Origin of the sequence: Rhizobium sp. YTUHZ045 (genome assembly GCF_051124255.1) — a bacterium.
GTDB lineage: Bacteria > Pseudomonadota > Alphaproteobacteria > Rhizobiales > Rhizobiaceae > Rhizobium.
Genome location: NZ_CP101433.1, coordinates 125,106 through 140,612, shown reverse-complemented (window position 1 = coordinate 140,612; position 15,507 = coordinate 125,106). Strand labels below are relative to the sequence as shown.

The window sequence follows — 15,507 nt, the reverse complement described above, 5'->3', positions numbered from 1 at the left end:
ACGGGCGCCACTTCTGCGTTTCGGCGGGGAGATCAATCTTGCCACGGATCCAGCACGATAATGCCCATGCCTTCGAAACCCCGGACATTGCGGGTAACGACGGTCAGGCCGTGAACCAGGGCGGTCGCGGCAACCAAGGCATCGGCTTCATTGCGCCGGTCTGGAACATGCAGATGCGCGCAGCGGGTCGCGACCGCATCGTCGATCGATAGGATACGGTCGGCGAATGCTGGTCGAACCAGATTTTCCAGCCACGCACGCAGACGAGCGCCTTGCGCCGCATCGCGGCGCTGTACGCCGAGTATTCCACGTTCCAATTCCAGGATCGTCATGGAGGAGATGCATAGGCCTGTTGCATCTTGCGCTCCAGCCCATGCGACCACATTGGCATCGGCCATGCCGTCTCCGACCTTGCGAAGTTCGGAAACAACATTGGTGTCCAGCAGATATTTCAAGATAGATCGATTCCTCGGGGGGCGATCTCAACACGAGGCAGGTCGAAATCGATATTCGAGAGGCCTGGCATGGAGAGAGCATCGACGAGACTGCGAGGCTTGCCGGTTAGCCGCTCGAATTCGTCATAGGTCATCAACACGTGGGATGGCTTCCCGCGATCCGTGATGATGACCGGACCATTTTGCGCCGCCTTCTTTGCCCTGCTCACGTCGTGATTTAGTTCGCGGCTGGAAAGACGTGTCACGCTCATAATCCACCTCTGATGTAGGCACTTACCTACATATAGCATTCGGAGAATGAAAGGCAAGATCAGCCGACCGTTTCGCGGCAGGAGACGTCGGGTCACGATCGCGAATCGATGCGGGGTTACGCGAGCGATGTCGGGATATTGGCTTCCACATCATCTCTGATCTAGTCTCGCTTCTCAGCCCGGCAGCCCAGCCGCGAGCTGATGGTATTCGAAACAAGCGAGAGCCGTATTCTCATGACCACTCACCGCTTCATTCCGACGATTTTTCACAATGTCATCGGCTCTCTTCCGCCCGCCTTGCGTGTCGCTGACGGCGATACCGTGGTCACTGAGACGCTCGACGCCATCGGCTATGACAAGGACGGCATCCGGCGGACATCCGGTCCCAACCCGATGAACGGCCCGATCTTCGTGGAAGGCGCGGAGCCCGGAGATGCGCTGAAGGTCGAGATCATCAGCATGATCCCGACAAGGGACACTGGTTTTACCCGCAGCATCGTCGCGGCCAATGTCATCGATCCGGAGACGGTTCGCGACCTGCCGCCGCGCGATATGGCGATCTGGGCGATCGACCGCGAAGCATTGACGGTCCGATTGTCCGAGCCGGTCTCCGGCCTCGATAATTTCGTTCTGCCTCTTGCGCCGATGATCGGCTGTTTCGGCGTTGCGCCCAGCCTCGGCCAGGCGATCTCGACGGCGACCAGTGGTGAATATGGCGGCAACATGGATTATCGCCTGTTGGGTCCGGGCACGACCGTTCGATTGCCGGTATCGGCGCCGGGTGCCCTTTTCTTTCTGGGCGACTGCCATGCCGCGCAAGGAGATGGCGAGATCGTCGGCACCGGCGTCGAGACCACTTTCGAGGTTACGGTGCGGCTGACGGTGGAAAAGAAGGCCGGCCTGGTCTGGCCACGCGGAGAAACCGCTGAAGACATTTTCACCATCGGCAATGCCCGGCCTCTCGATCAGGCGCTTCAGCATGCGACGAGCGAGATGTTGAACTGGCTGGCGTCGGATTACGGGCTGGACAGGACGGCGGCCAGCCATCTGCTCGGCCAGGTGGTGCGTTACGACGTCGGCAACGTCTTTGACCCGGCCTATACGATGGCTTGTCGGGTCGCCAAGAAATGGCTGGTTCGCCGATAGGCGATCGTTATGGTGCAGTTCTCAGTCGTGCCGTGACAGGAACTGGAAACGGTCGCCAGGCAAAGCTGCTTTTCCTCGACATGCGGCATGTGGCTGGAATTTTCGAACGGCATCCATTCGCAGCCGGAACTGACTACCAGCGGTGTGCCGGCTATCAACAGCCGACCTGTCCGGCGAAATGGGGGCAATCCATATTGACAGAATCAGAGCAATAACACATCGAAGGAATGGTGGGTTGGGTCCCTCGGTTGATAGGGAAAGACAACAAAATCTGGCAGGCCAATCATGGACGGGGCAATGGATAGTCTAATAACGCTGATGACGAATCCTGCAATACGGGCACGTATCGACAATGAATGGGACCAGCTGGGGACAGATTTTGCCGCAGCTTATGCCGCCATGCCGGTCAAGTACATGTCGCGTACAGAATTGTCCTTTCATTCTTACGTCAAGCTTTTGGGATTTCTCTGTATCGACGTGGCCTCGACCGAGGGAGACATCGTCGAGATTGGCGTCTGGAAAGGCAAGTCTCTCGCCTTTATGCAAAGGCTTTCGTCACCGTCGACAAAACTCGTTGGAATCGATCCATTCGAATTGCCGGGACAGCTTCAAGAAGTCGATTATTTTCGCAACGCTCTCTATAGAACCTGCATTTTGGTAAGAGGCTACTCGCAGAATGCCATCGAGCGCACGCTTCAGGCTTCCAAACGGTTCAAGATTTTGCATATCGATGGCGGTCATACGAGCGAGAACGTATGGGCAGATTTCCTCCTTTATGAGCGATTTGTTGTACCTGGCGGGTATGTCGTCTTCGACGACTACGGAGATTTTGCCCATTCACCGGAAGTAGGACCCGCCGTAGATAGATTAAATGCAGCGGGCTTATTCGAAGCTTATGATGTTTTGGGTCAATTGCCGGAGTACGAGAGCAGCTATGTCCTGCGAAAGCGAAAGGGCGCGTGAAATTCCGCGCTTCTCGAGCGCTGGCGAGCATTCTGTCTTGACCCTCGGCCAGCTTTCGTGAGTTGCCTTGGCAAGGGACCCTTAGCCTTTCGGACGCACGAAGGATGCTTCTAACGCCTTGAATCTACACATCCGCCCGAAAATCGATTCCGATTTTCGGGCGGATGTGTTAGGAGGTGCGATCATTCCACCATGATCATTTGCCGGCTGCCGTCCGGGTCATGAAGCTATCGAGCTGATAGCTGGGCCCCAATGCGGATCGCTCGCCAGGCGCTTTCGCCGCGCAAGTTGGGCGGGGTTTTGCGCAAGCCTGCGGCAGGGTTGGCTTGTTAAGTCGCAGTACGCCTCAACTTCGCGAGTGCGATCCATGGACATTGCGTTTCCAGGATCGTGCTGCCGAATTTGCTTTAGCTGTCCGACAAAGAGCAGGAGTAAGAACATTGGGATTCATGTTGAACGGGGAGGCGCTGAAGGATTATCAGCCAAATCGATATCCTTTCCTGATGATCGACTGCGTCACCGACGTCGAGCCAGGTAAACATGCAAAGGGCTACAAGAACCTCTCCAACAACGAGTGGTATTTTCCTATTCACTTTCCCGGTCGTCCGAACATGCCCGGCGCGCTGCAGCTCGAGGCGATGGCGCAGATGCTCACGGTCGCGATCACCACGCAGGAAGGGCTGAAGGGAATGATCACACATGCGCTTCAGCATACAGTGCGGTTTCGCAAGGAAGTTCTGCCGGGAGAGTGCCTGCAGATCGAGGCTTACGTCGACAGCTGGCGACGCGGCATATGTAAGGGTCACGCGACGGGTTATACCAACGGCACTATCGCCTGCGAGGCCGATATGTTGATTACGATACCGGACATCCTAGAACAGTTTCTTCCGAAGTAATGGACCGTTTCCACTTCATCATCGTCGGAGCCGGGGCAGCGGGAGCGGCAGCGGCCTGGCGGTTGACGTCGAAGGGATATCGGGTGTTGTGCCTTGATCGCGGCCCGCGAATGGAGGCCTCCAGCTACCCATCCACGGGCCCGGACTGGGAGATCCGAAAGAAGGCGGAGTTTAATCCAGCAATTGCAGAACGGCAAAACCGTTTCGATTACCCGGTTGATGACGCAGATTCCCCGATTGCGGTATGCAACTTCAACGCGGTTGGTGGTTCAACGGTGTTGTATTCCGGTCATTTTCCACGGTTTCTTGCACCCGATTTCGCGTTGAAGACCAATGAAGGCGTCGGGCAGGACTGGCCGCTGAGCTATGCCGAGCTGATGCCGTATTTCACATTGAACGAACGGCAGATGGGCATGTCCGGTCTCGTCGGCGATCCCTATTATCCGGATATCGAGGAGGCGCTTCCTCCTGTGCCGCTTGGCGTGGCGGGCGCCCGGCTCGGCCGGGCGTTTAATGAAAAAGGCTGGCACTGGTGGCCAAGCTTTGCCGCAATCGCCACGCGGGACAAAGGCGGGCGCGGCGCCTGTCTCAATCTTGGCCCTTGCAACACGGGCTGCCCGCAAGGGGCCAAGGCGAGTGCCGACAATACCTATCTGACGGATGCCTTGAGGGAAGGACTGACGATTGTTCCCGAATTCGCTGTGTCGCGCGTCCTCGTCAAGGACGGTGTGGCTTACGGCGTCGAGGGTTTTGATGCAAGCGGCGAGCGCCATGCGTTTCTCGCTGAGAACGTCATCCTTGCTTCGAGTGCTATCGGTACGCCGCGCATTCTCCTCAATTCGAGGAATGCCGAGCGCCCGACAGGGATCGGCAATATGATGGGTCTCGTTGGCCGAAATCTGATGATCCATCCGCTTGGTTACGTGGAAGGCATCTTCGCCGAGCGGATGGACACGGACGCCGGCCCGCAGGGGTGCATGCTTTACAGCCTGCAGTTTTACCGTTCGCAAGAAGCGGGATACAAGCTTGGTTATATGATGCACGCATTGCGGGGCACCGGGCCTGTCGAGACGGCGATGTCAGCGCTCGGCAAACGCAAGCTGCGTTTCGGGAGCGACATCTATGGCGATTTCGATGCGCTTTATGGCAAGCAGCTCGTTGTGGCGATCATCTGCGAAGATCTGCCGGAGGTGGAGAATAGGATCGAGCTGGACGAAACACGACAGGATCGTTTCGGAGATCCGGGCATCAAGGTTCACTACAAGCTGCACGAAAATACGAAAAAGATGATGGTGCGCGGCATGACCCGCGGGCGCGAACTCATGGCGGCGGCGGGAGCCGCGAGAAGCTCAGCCTACGGCCCGGTCCGCAACACCGGCTGGCATTTGCTCGGAACCGCGCGGATGGGCGACGATCCGCGGCACTCCGTCGTCGATCCATCGGGAAAAGTTCACGATACCGACAACCTCTACGTCATCGACTCCAGCGTCTTCGTTACCGGTTCCTGCGTTAATCCTGCCAATACCATCCAGGCAGTTGCCCTTCTCCTTTCGGATCGCATCGATGAACGTGTCAGACAGACCATCCTATAAACTGCTGGCAAGAATGTTTCCCGGTGAGCCCGAAAGATCGGTCCCGGCATTCGATGCAATCGCGGACGCGCGCCTCGGAGAGCGGCTTGCCGGTCTCGACGAGATTGATGCCTTAATTCTGAAGGAGACGGAGGCCCCATGGCCTGAGGACGTCAATGCCTTGCTCAAGGCGCTGCGAAGTGGTGCACCAGATCTGGTTGACCATTTCACAGAGCAAGCGGTGGCCCTCTATTTTTCGACGCCGGCCGTCGCGAGGGCACTCACCGGCAAACCGGTTCCGCTTTTCCCGAACCGGACCGTAATGGACGATATCGACTATGATCTCCTGGAACCGGTGATCGCCAATTGCGGAGGGCTTGCAGATGCCGAACGATCCTGAACGCGTTGCGGTCGTAACAGGCGGCAGCAGAGGTATAGGTCTCGGCGTTGTTCGGAAGCTGGTCGGCGACGGTTTTTCAGTCGCCGCCTGCAGTCGCCATCCGTCTCCCGCGCTTCCGACCGGGAATGAAGGCGATGTCCACTTCTTCCACCTCGATCTTGCCGACCCGGATTCGGTGAAGGAATGTGCACAGGCACTTCACCGGCAATACCAGCGCATCGATGCGCTGGTGAATTGCGCCGGTGTCGCTGCCGGCGGACTGTTTTCGATGGCTCGGATTGAGGATTTGAAACGGGTATTCGACGTCAATTACTTCAACCAGATTCTGTTTTCTCAATATGTGGCGAAGAGAATGGTGCGGGCAAAGGCGGGCTCCATTGTCAATATCGCATCGACCGCCGGACTGCTTTCAGACGCGGGAACGCTCGCTTATGGTGGCAGCAAAGCGGCGCTGATCCACGCCACAAAGGTAATGGCGACCGAGCTGGGGCCATTCGGAATTCGCGTCAATGCCATTGCGCCCGCGGTGGTTGAGACCGAGATGGCTGTCCAAATGGACGAAAAAGCAAGAACAGCGTTGGACGAGCGTTCGCGATTGCAGGGAGTGGTCGAAGTGGCCGACGTCGCCGAACTTGTCGCCTATCTGGTGTCCGACGCGTCATCGAAGATGACGGGACAGATCCTGCGGCTGGACAGAGGACTGCATTGAGCTGAACCGCTCAGTTCTTGGAACTCGCTGAGGCCGTTGCGGATATTGCTACGTTCTCGCGCCCTTCAACTATTTCGACACGCCGGGATAAAAGCGACAGAATATCCTTGCCGTCCCAGAAGGGATTGATATCGAGCGCCTTGCCGATAGGGACGATGCGGTCGATTGCGTGATTGGCAGAACCCGACCGTAGAGCGAGGAAGAGCGCCTGCGGTTGCAGTCCGAAATAGGTCAGGGTCTGTTCCTGCGGACGAAGAAACGCGGCGATATCGGAAGGCGCCCCTACTTCAATTTCCGCAAACTGGCCGAAGCGCAGCCGTGTTTCCTTCGGCAAGGGTTGGCCGATACACCAGATATCAGGCGAATAGCGGCTGAGAGGCAGGGTTCCCCCGGTCGTGCGGATTGCATCCATCAGGTCGAGAAACTTGTCCAGTCGTGCGACGGTATCCAGATGAAAATCCTGACGATGGAGCTCTTCGTCGAGATGATGCCAGAAATCGACCTTGGCTTTTGCGATCGTGGCCGGCTCGCCGAGCCAGAAGATCAGACTTGGCGAGGAGCAGGCATTCTGGGCGACCAGATAGGTGTCGTTGAAGAAATCTCGCGCCAGTTTCGTCTTCTCTTCCGCCTGAAGCGCGCAATAGGCATTGGCGTCGATCGCGGCCGACGATGTACGGTCCGGAAAATAAAGCTCGACCGATCTGGGCTTCTTCGGCAGCGAGCGGAATTCGGCGACGGTCGCGTCGCCTCCCCAAACCGTCAGGCCATCAATCGCTGCGACGATCTCCTTGAGCCTGGCACTTCCCCGCACCGTCTGGATGAATACATTGCCAACTGCGACCGATCGGAATATTTCCGACGCTGCAACGCCGTCGAATGCCCGCAAGAAGATATCGGTCTGTGGAAACGCTTTGCTCGGCACGCGCACGATGTTCGAATTGCCGGACAGCATGCCGAAGACCAACGAGAAGGCGAAATTGACGGGAATATTTGATGGCGCGATATGGGCCACGGTACCCCATCCACTGCGATATCCTGCATCTCGATATTGCTGCGAGAGTGTCCGCAGATTTGCCTTGCGGCAGAAATAGGCGAAGGTAACTAGGTCCGGATAATGCCGGGCATCGTTGTCCTTCATCAGACGGCGGGAAAGCTCATGCAGAAAATTGACAACCAGCTCATCGAAGAATGGGTAGCGTGACGAAAGATCGAATTGCTTCAGCCAGTCGCCCGCTTCGAACCTGTCGTCACGAATTATAGGCATCGCTGCATCCTCGAATTTCCGCCTTCTGCAGCCGGCCCTTGATTTTTACAATCGTGTTTCGATTGCCACAGGAACAGGATGCGCCGTCGAGCGTGAAGCCGACATCTTCGGTCAGCAACGAGTGACCCGGATAGCTCTTCTGAATGGAAGAAAAGACCTGGATCAGGCCTTCCCGCCCGTGTGGGAGCGCATCGAGCGACGAAGTATCGCGAATGATAGCGTCCGAGCCGGGTGCGGCATGCATATTGCCGTGTTCGCACTCCATGAAGATCGTACCCGTTTGCTCGACCATGCCGTAATAATTCCGTATGTCGGTACAGCCCGTCCATTCGCGGACCTCGTCTTTGAACATCGCATCCGAGATTTTCTGATCGGCGAGTTTCTTCCATCCGCCGCCATGCAGCAGGAAACCGTTTGACAGATCGAGCCGCACGTTCTGGCGGCGCAGCATCTGAACAAAGTTCAGCCAGACGATAGAGGTGAAACCGAAGATGAAGATGCGGTTGTCGCGATTGCTTTCGACGAAGGCCTGCACGCGATCGATGTCGACGGAAAGTTCGTCGTCGAGCGCGAAGTCGCGCCCTCTTGAGAACATGCTGAAGCCGTTGATCGCTGCCGTGCGCGCGGAAAATTTCCGACGGTCGGCAACAGTGTTCTCCGCATCGATGACAAGCATCGGGAAGCGGCTTTTCGAGAAGGCGATCGAAAAAACCTCGACGAGCTTACGCGATTGCGCGTGTGACGTTTCCTTGTCGAGATAGATCCTGGAAACCTGTCCGGTCGTGCCGGAGGAGGTCATGATTTTGACGACCTGACTATCGGGTACGCTTTTCAGGATGAAATTCTTGAAAGCACGGACTGGCAGATAGGGCGTTTCGGCGAGCGAAGTCGCCGTGCGGTCGCCGAACATGGTGCGCACATATTGGCTGTAAAGATCGCAATAAGCCTTGTGGTGCTCGGTCAACAAATTGATTTCGTTCAGGAACACAACAGGATTATTGGCGCGTTGGTCGTCCGTGGTCATCGTGTTTCAGCCTCTTTGTCCCATGCTGCCGTGGCCATGCCACAAGGCGGAAACCGGGCCTTGATTGTCTCCGCAGACTAGATGGTTTAGCTTTCTCGTGGCTTGCGCGCGGGGTGCGCGGCCGTGAGGAAGAGAGCAAAAGACTCGCACAAGGTTGAGTTGGAAAAATCGGCGGCGAGATGGTTTGAGATGGGCCGTTTCCGCACAGAAACCGCTTCCGAAAGATGCAGCCCGCCGATGATCTCACGCGCTTCGAGTGGTCGCCGTATCGTCCTCAATGAGGCGCCCGTGGAAAATGCCGCAGCTAGCCGCTCTTCGACAACAAGCGCGTTAAGCCGGCGACGATTGCAGGAAATCAGGGCATTTGAACCTGCTGGTCCTCCCGCCCATCGACAGTCGCCAAATATCGATTTGAATCTCTTGCTGTGGAATTGCGAGCGCCGAAACCTGCAGCCGCGCCGGCATCCTGCCGCTTCTACGCTCACGGGCAAGACAACTGCAAAAAGGACGTAGCAATGCCCCGTGTATCGATCTGCATCCCCGCCTACAAGCCGGATTTCTTCGAGCAAGCCTTGAAGAGTGCCATCGGGCAAAGCTATGGCGATAGGGAGATTATCGTTTCAGACGATTGTCCAACGGATGCAATCGCAAATATCTGCGAGCGATACCAGCAACATCTCTCTTATAGTCGCAATCCTAAGCCGAGCGAGTTTTCCAATGTCATCCGGCTGGCCAATCTTGCGAACGGCGAATACATCAAGTTTCTGTTCGACGATGACATTCTCAACCCATTCTGCGTTCAGTTCCTGTTGGAGACACTGGAGGGGAGCCGTCATCTCGGAACGAGGCTCGCCTTCTCGCCGCGTTATCTGATCAATGAGGCAAACCGCATCACGTCGCTGGTCAATCACTTCGGCATTGCCGACGAGACAAAGGTCATCGACGGCGGCGCCTTCATCCGTGTGACGGCTGTCAATCACATGAACCTGATCGGCGAGTTCTCCAGCGTGATGTTCCGAAAGGAAGATTGCTTCGACGAGAACGGTGAATTCCGCCTGTTTCGGGTCGATGAGGACGGGATCTTCCGCGGCATCCTTGATCTATCGGCATGGATCGATCTCGCCAAACGCGGCCCGATCATCGGACATCCGCATCCGCTTTCCTATTTCCGCCAGCATGCCAATTCGACTTCCAATCACGAGATAAATCCCCTCTTCATAAACGGTATTCTTTACTATGAGGAAGTGATGAAAATGGCCTTCGAAAAGGGCTATATGTCGAGAGAGGACCTGCCGATCTCAATGCGCCGGCTGCTCGACCATTACGGCTACTGGCAGAACGCTTATCCGCAGTTGAGGGCTCGGATCGTCGAAGTGCAGGCCATGCTGGCGAGGCTCTGATCATTGCCGACAGGCTAATACATATTCGCCTGGAAGTGTGCAGCGGTATCCGGGATACCGGCATGCATAAAATAAGCAGCTAAAGCGGAGGCGGCTCTGCTGCCTTTGATTCTACAGGAAACGCTCGGATAGCGTAACGTAGTCCGGCTTTCCGGCGGAGGTGAGCGGCAAGTTTTCGGAGACAACAACCCTTGCAACAGACGGGTGGAAGTTGAAGTTGTCTTTCAACGCCGTCTGCGCACGCTCGGCGTCCGGCTCTCTGGTGCAGACAATCAGCCGGTTTTCGGCACCGATGACGAGGCAATCGAGCCCGCTGGACTTCAGCACTGACTCCGCATGATCGAGATTGACTGAAATTCCATGCAGTTTGATGAAGCGTTTCTTGCGGCCGACGATCGTGATGAACCCGTCCTCATCGATTTTGGCATAGTCTCCGGTATAAAGTTTGCCCTGGAATTCGTCGCCCTTTTCAAGGTCTTGAGCGGAGCTCGCATACCCCATCGACACGTTGGGGCCAACATACAGAAGCTCACCTTCGCCGATCGGCTCGCCAGTTTCCGCGATCAAAGCTCGGCCGGCGGGCAGTGGAATTCCGACGCTTCCAAGCTTCTCCATCGCCTGGTCAGGAGGAACGTAGGAAATGCGCGGGGCAGCCTCGGTCTGGCCATACATGGTGAAATAACGCACGTCATGGTCGGCGAAATACTGCCAGAAATGGCGGGTCAGTTCCGGTGCCAGGCGCCCGCCGGCCTGGGTCACGCAGACGAGATTGCCAAGACAGGCCTCGCTCAGGCGAATGCGCCGCAATGTTTCGAACGTGAAGGGCACCCCAGCAAGATCGGTAACCCTCTCCTCTTCGATCATTTGCCAAATGCTCCTGTCGAGGATGGACTTATCAGTCAACACCATGCAGGCGCGCGCGAATATCGTGTTGTGGAGAACGGAAAGCCCGTAGGAGTAATGAAATGGCAGAAGGCTGACCGTAATGCGTTCTCCGGTCATGCCGAGATATTCGACGATCGAACGCGTGCAGGCATCGATATTGTTGGAAGTTAGCCGCACGCATTTGGGGTCGCCTGTCGAACCCGAGGTGGGAATGAGCAAGGCAAGATCTTGATGCAGCGGTGTGTTGACGACCGACGATCGCTCGAACAGAGCCCTTGTGCCCAATCGCCCATTTGGCGCGTAGTCTTCCAGCGTCATCTCTGCGGGGGCGACGATGTAACGAGGGGTATAGGCTCCAATGGTGCGTTCCAGCGAGTGACGGGTCAATTCACCGTCGACCAGCATGGGCACGAGGCCTTTCCGCAAGGCTCCCAGATAGGCCGCAACGGTTTCGGGCGACCGATCGCAGAGAATGAGTACGATCGCCCTGTCGGCCTCTGCGAAGAGCGCATCTCCAAGTCCGAAAACGTCGTTGTAGCTGTAGCGGCGTCCGTCGGCGATCAGGAACGTCCTGTCATCGGCGCCATCCGAGAGACCTTGCCAGAACATTCAGAACGACACGCCGTATTTCTCGAGCGTCTTCAGACCGGTCTTGTAGGAACCGAAATCGACCACATCGTCCATATCAAGCATGATGTCGAACGTATCCTCAAGAGATGCGATAAGCGCCATGTGGCCAACCGAGTCCCAAGCGCGGATGCTCTGATACTGGAGGCCGTCGCTCAAATCCTCGGTGCCAATGCCGAAAGTTTCGATGAAAGCGGCATCGTATTTTTCTTTGTTGCTCATGTCTTGCTCCTACTTGAACACTTTTTTATCTTCGTTCCTGCGAACGACGCGTGCGGGATTGCCCAGCGCAATGACTTCATCCGGAATGTCGGTGTGCACAACCGAGCCCATGCCGACAATCGAAGAGTGTCCGATCTGCACGCGTTCCTTGACGAGTGCGCCCATGCCTAGATAACTCAGCGTCCCGACTTGCGTGCCGCCGCCCAGATTGACCATGGATGAGACGACGCAGTTTTCTTCTACCACAACATCGTGGCCAAGGATCGAAGCCGTATTGACGGCAACGTTTCGGCCGATCTTTGCCGTCGCCTGAATGGAGACATGCGGCGCGACGATCACGCCGTCGGCAATCTCCGCATACTCGGAAATGAAGGAATGGGGTGAGAAGATCGAGTGAAGCACGAGGCCCAACACTTCCGCCTTCTCGAGGAGAGCTTTCCGGGCAAAAGGTTCACCGACTGCGATCGTCACCTTGGCGCCGGGAACGTGATTGCCCACGGCGACGACAGGAAACCCGAGCACTTCCGTCGCCGTCGGATGATCGACGATGAACGCACAATGGTGAGGATTCAGCAGGCCTCGACGGATTGCCGATTGCAGTATGTCCATGGTTTCAATGCCGAGGCCCCCTGCCCCGTAGATGTACCAATGATCCAGACTCATGCTTCGATTGCCTGTTGCAGTAACTTTTCCTGCACGAAACCGGCGATACCCTCGCCATCCAAGCGCGCAGCCTTCAGCATGAAGGCATAGTCGCCAGCTTCGACGAACCGATCCGGAATGCCGTGCGTGACGATGCGCGGAAACGGCATTCCTAAGGCATTGTAGTGATCAAGAATTGCGCTGCCGAGACCGCCGACCGTTGTGTGCTCCTCGAGGACGAAAACCGTGCTGGCATGGCGGGCGACGTCAGCCAGTGCGACCGCATCCAGCGGCTTGATCGTATGCATGTTGAGGACGCCGACATCCAGACCGGCTTCTTTCAGCTTTTCAGCGGCCAGAAGGCAATGCCCGACCGTGGTGCCGCTCGAGATCAGCATCACCTCCCGTGGTGGCGTCAGCCAGACGGCCTTGCCGATTTCGAACGTGTAGTCTTCCGTATAGACGACCGGCGCATTGGGCGTGCCGGTCAGGCGGATATAGACCGGTTGGTCGAAGCCGACGCAAGCCTCCAACGTCTTGTAAATTTCCGAGCAGTCGGCAGGCGATATGATCGTCAGGCCCGGCACAGTGCGCATGACCGCGACATCCTCCAGGCCGAAATGGGAGTTGCCGAGATAAGCCATCGCCAGACCGCTGCCAAGTGCAACGAGCTTCACCGGCTCGCCCATATAACCCATGTTCATGCGTACCTGTTCGCTTGCCCGCATTGAAGCAAAGGGCGCAAAAGTCGAGGCGAACACATCGAACCCCATGCGAGCGAGACCGGCAGCGCAGCCCACCATGTTCTGCTCGGCAATGCCGGTATTCAGGAACTGGTCCGGATATTCCTTGGAGAAGCGGTCAAGACCGGAAGACCGGCCGAGATCGGCGCTCATGGCGATAATGTTCTCGTTTTCGGTCGCAAGCGCTGCCAGCGCCTGGCCATAAACGGCCCGCGGCCCGAGGCGTGACCATGTGCGTGCATTGCGGCTCAACAACTCAACCACGGAATTTTCCTTCCGTTTCCAGCTCCGGCCCGGTGCTCTCGCCGAGCGCCTTCAGGCACTCTTCATAGATGGTTCCCGTGATGCGATTGTGATGCCACTCGTTGTTGTTCTCCATGAATGGAAATCCCCTGCCCTTCACGGTACGCGCGACGATGGCGGTCGGCATATCCGCGACCTGCTTTGCCTGCTGGAGGGCCGACAGGATCTGCGGGTGATCGTGGCCATCGACATCGATGACGTTCCAGCCGAAAGCTCTCCAGATGTTCGTCAATGCAATTCTATTGGTATAGGTGACATTCGGCCCGTCGTTGCGGAACCCGTTCTCATCAATGATCGCGGTGAGGTTGCCGACGCCCATTTCCGAGGCGGAAGCGGCGCTCTCCCAGACGGATCCTTCATTGCACTCGCCGTCGCCGAGAAGCACATAAACACGACGGTCTTGTTTGCGCTTGCGCATGCCAAGAGCGACGCCCATGCCATAGGCAAGACCCTGGCCCAAGCTGCCGTTGGAGCTTTCGATGCCGAGCGCGACATTCTTTACCGGGTGAGCGATCAAATCGCTGCCGTTCGTCTGAAAGGTCGCAAGCTTTTCGGCATCGAAGTATCCGAAGTGATGCAGCACCGCGAGATAGCCGAGCACTGCATGGCCCTTGCTAAGAATGAAGATGTCGCGGCCGTCCCATTGAGGTTGATGGGGGCGATGCGTAAGCACGTCGCTGAAGAGCGTATTCAGCAATTCTACCATGCTCAGGCTGCCGCCGATATGCGCGGACTGTCCGCACCGAAACGCGGTGTCGACGATTATACGACGAATCCGCGCGCAGGACTCCTCGAAGCTTGTATTGATCATCGGGCTAGTTTGCATCTTTCGGAAGCGGTTTTAGATCGGAATGGTCCATCTCAAACCACCCCATTGCAGATCCTTCCAATTGAAGCTTGTGCGGGTCTGTTGTCGCTCGATTGCGAGCAGCGAAATGCTGACCTGGCTCGCGTCGGATTATGGCCTGGGGCAGCGGACAGCCATCTGCTCGCTCAGGTGGTGCGTTTGATCCGGCTATACAATGGCCTGCCGGGTCGCCAAGAAATGGCTGGTTCGCCGATAGGCGATCGTTATGGTGCAGTTCTCAGTCATGCCGCGACAGGAAGCGGGAAACGGTCGCCAGGCAAAGCTGCTTTTCCTCGACATGCGGCATGTGGCTGGAGTTTTCGAAGAGCACCCATTCGCAGCCGGGGACGCGTTCGAGATAGGGCCTGACGACGAGGGGCGTCGCCTCGTCATATTTGCCCGAGATCAGCAGCGTCGGTGCTTCGATGCGGTCGAGCCTGTCTTCGATCGTCCAATCCTTCATCGTTCCGATGACGTGGAATTCGGTCGGGCCGTTCATGTTGCGATAGACGGTGTTGTCTTCGTCCATGATGGCGAAGGTCCGCGCCACTTCAGGCGGCCATGGCGCCACGCGGCAGACATGGCGATCATAGAAGATGCGGGAGGCGGCGATATAGTCCGGATCGGCAAGGCTTCCTGCCCGTTCGTGCTTCAGCAGCGTGCCCTGGACTTCTTCCGGCAGTTCCTGCCGCAGCCGGTTGGCCTCGGCAACCCAGGTGTGCATGTTGGCCGGCGAGTTGGCGATGACAAGCGCCTTCAGACCCTGCGGCCGGCGTACCGCATGTTCGGCGCCGAGCATGCCGCCCCAGGACTGGCCCAGGAAGGCGTAACGATGTTGGATGCCGAGATGGGCAAGCAGCGCGTCGAGCTCTTCGAGGAAGAGGCCGACCGTCCAGAAATCCGGCCCTTTGTCCGGAAGGCGGGTGGAATTGCCGTTGCCGAGCTGGTCGTAATGGATGACCGGCCGGCCGTCGAGGGCGCTGATTTCCTTGAAGGAATCGACGTAGTCATGCGTGCAGCCGGGCCCTCCGTGGGCGACGACGAGCGGCAGCTTGTCACTCTGGAGAGAACCGGTGATGCGATACCAGGTGCGGTAGTCGCGAAAGGGCAGATAGGCTTCACTTGTTGCGACTTCGGCCACCGGCATCTCCAATCCTCG

At 57.3% G+C, this 15,507-nt stretch carries 17 protein-coding genes and 3 pseudogenes; 9 read left to right on the top strand and 11 right to left on the bottom strand.

Going from position 1 to position 15,507, the window contains the following annotated elements:
* Positions 1-32 precede the first annotated feature (32 nt).
* Together NMA58_RS22750 and NMA58_RS22745 are read right to left on the bottom strand one after the other, a co-directional pair.
* Positions 33-455, bottom strand: a complete 423-nt coding sequence (locus NMA58_RS22750) for a type II toxin-antitoxin system VapC family toxin (RefSeq protein ID WP_430957514.1) — start codon at positions 453-455, stop codon at positions 33-35.
* Positions 452-706 (bottom strand): type II toxin-antitoxin system Phd/YefM family antitoxin, encoded by a 255-nt coding sequence (locus NMA58_RS22745; protein ID WP_285192417.1) that lies wholly within the window; start codon positions 704-706, stop codon positions 452-454. Before NMA58_RS22745 ends, NMA58_RS22750 begins: the two co-directional genes overlap by 4 nt.
* Before the next feature lie 234 nt (positions 707-940).
* On the opposite strand from NMA58_RS22745, the gene NMA58_RS22740 reads away from it, so the two are divergent.
* Positions 941-1,852, top strand: coding sequence for an acetamidase/formamidase family protein (locus NMA58_RS22740; RefSeq protein WP_430957607.1), 912 nt, complete (start codon positions 941-943; stop codon positions 1,850-1,852).
* A 21-nt stretch (positions 1,853-1,873) separates the two neighbouring features.
* Here NMA58_RS22740 and NMA58_RS22735 read toward each other — a convergent pair.
* A pseudogene (locus NMA58_RS22735) lies at positions 1,874-2,013 on the bottom strand (proline iminopeptidase-family hydrolase); the annotation flags it as partial.
* A gap of 124 nt (positions 2,014-2,137) precedes the next feature.
* On the opposite strand from NMA58_RS22735, the gene NMA58_RS22730 reads away from it, so the two are divergent.
* From NMA58_RS22730 to NMA58_RS22705, 6 genes and pseudogenes are all read left to right on the top strand, one after another.
* The gene (locus tag NMA58_RS22730) at positions 2,138-2,815 is read left to right on the top strand and encodes a class I SAM-dependent methyltransferase (protein ID WP_434714006.1); all 678 of its coding nucleotides are present in this window, start codon (positions 2,138-2,140) and stop codon (positions 2,813-2,815) included.
* A gap of 449 nt (positions 2,816-3,264) precedes the next feature.
* Positions 3,265-3,711, top strand: coding sequence for a 3-hydroxyacyl-ACP dehydratase FabZ (gene fabZ, locus NMA58_RS22725; protein ID WP_430957606.1), 447 nt, complete (start codon positions 3,265-3,267; stop codon positions 3,709-3,711).
* Positions 3,711-3,794 (top strand): annotated as a pseudogene (locus NMA58_RS22720) (NAD(P)-binding protein); the annotation flags it as partial. The gene fabZ and the pseudogene NMA58_RS22720, both read left to right, overlap by 1 nt.
* A gap of 240 nt (positions 3,795-4,034) precedes the next feature.
* Positions 4,035-5,303 (top strand): GMC oxidoreductase, encoded by a 1,269-nt coding sequence (locus NMA58_RS22715; RefSeq protein WP_430957605.1) that lies wholly within the window; start codon positions 4,035-4,037, stop codon positions 5,301-5,303.
* A complete protein-coding gene (locus tag NMA58_RS22710; RefSeq protein WP_430957512.1) occupies positions 5,275-5,682 on the top strand; it encodes a hypothetical protein in 408 nt (135 codons plus the stop codon). Before NMA58_RS22715 ends, NMA58_RS22710 begins: the two co-directional genes overlap by 29 nt.
* Positions 5,666-6,391, top strand: a complete 726-nt coding sequence (locus tag NMA58_RS22705) for an SDR family NAD(P)-dependent oxidoreductase (protein ID WP_430957604.1) — start codon at positions 5,666-5,668, stop codon at positions 6,389-6,391. Before NMA58_RS22710 ends, NMA58_RS22705 begins: the two co-directional genes overlap by 17 nt.
* A 10-nt stretch (positions 6,392-6,401) precedes the next feature.
* On the opposite strand, the gene NMA58_RS22700 is transcribed toward NMA58_RS22705, so the two are convergent.
* Together NMA58_RS22700 and NMA58_RS22695 are read right to left on the bottom strand one after the other, a co-directional pair.
* Complete coding sequence (locus NMA58_RS22700; protein ID WP_430957511.1) at positions 6,402-7,655, bottom strand: acyl-CoA reductase; 1,254 nt, start codon at positions 7,653-7,655, stop codon at positions 6,402-6,404.
* The gene (locus NMA58_RS22695; RefSeq protein ID WP_430957510.1) at positions 7,639-8,679 is read right to left on the bottom strand and encodes a long-chain fatty acid--CoA ligase; all 1,041 of its coding nucleotides are present in this window, start codon (positions 8,677-8,679) and stop codon (positions 7,639-7,641) included. The genes NMA58_RS22700 and NMA58_RS22695 overlap by 17 nt, the downstream gene beginning before the upstream one ends.
* 515 nt (positions 8,680-9,194) lie before the next feature.
* On the opposite strand from NMA58_RS22695, the gene NMA58_RS22690 reads away from it, so the two are divergent.
* Positions 9,195-10,079 (top strand): glycosyltransferase family 2 protein, encoded by an 885-nt coding sequence (locus NMA58_RS22690; RefSeq protein WP_430957509.1) that lies wholly within the window; start codon positions 9,195-9,197, stop codon positions 10,077-10,079.
* 111 nt (positions 10,080-10,190) lie between these two features.
* Here the strand turns inward: NMA58_RS22690 and NMA58_RS22685 are convergent, their stop codons facing one another.
* The 5 genes from NMA58_RS22685 to NMA58_RS22665 are packed head-to-tail and all read right to left on the bottom strand — an operon-like array spanning position 10,191 to position 14,312.
* Positions 10,191-11,573 carry an AMP-binding protein gene (locus NMA58_RS22685; RefSeq protein ID WP_430957508.1) on the bottom strand — a complete coding sequence of 461 codons (1,383 nt, stop codon included), beginning with the start codon at positions 11,571-11,573 and terminating at the stop codon, positions 10,191-10,193.
* Positions 11,574-11,813, bottom strand: a complete 240-nt coding sequence (locus NMA58_RS22680; RefSeq protein ID WP_126910946.1) for an acyl carrier protein — start codon at positions 11,811-11,813, stop codon at positions 11,574-11,576.
* 9 nt (positions 11,814-11,822) lie between these two features.
* Positions 11,823-12,476 carry an acyl-ACP--UDP-N- acetylglucosamine O-acyltransferase gene (locus NMA58_RS22675; protein ID WP_430957507.1) on the bottom strand — a complete coding sequence of 218 codons (654 nt, stop codon included), beginning with the start codon at positions 12,474-12,476 and terminating at the stop codon, positions 11,823-11,825.
* Positions 12,473-13,462 (bottom strand): transketolase family protein, encoded by a 990-nt coding sequence (locus NMA58_RS22670; RefSeq protein WP_430957506.1) that lies wholly within the window; start codon positions 13,460-13,462, stop codon positions 12,473-12,475. The genes NMA58_RS22675 and NMA58_RS22670 overlap by 4 nt, the downstream gene beginning before the upstream one ends.
* Entirely contained in the window at positions 13,455-14,312 is an 858-nt protein-coding gene (locus NMA58_RS22665; RefSeq protein ID WP_430957505.1) for a transketolase, read from the bottom strand. Before NMA58_RS22665 ends, NMA58_RS22670 begins: the two co-directional genes overlap by 8 nt.
* 112 nt (positions 14,313-14,424) lie before the next feature.
* On the opposite strand from NMA58_RS22665, the pseudogene NMA58_RS22660 reads away from it, so the two are divergent.
* Positions 14,425-14,565 (top strand): annotated as a pseudogene (locus NMA58_RS22660) (acetamidase/formamidase family protein); the annotation flags it as partial.
* Positions 14,566-14,586: 21 nt separating this feature from the next.
* On the opposite strand, the gene NMA58_RS22655 reads toward NMA58_RS22660, so the two are convergent.
* Positions 14,587-15,489 carry a proline iminopeptidase-family hydrolase gene (locus NMA58_RS22655; RefSeq protein ID WP_430957504.1) on the bottom strand — a complete coding sequence of 301 codons (903 nt, stop codon included), beginning with the start codon at positions 15,487-15,489 and terminating at the stop codon, positions 14,587-14,589.
* Positions 15,490-15,507: the final 18 nt, after the last annotated feature.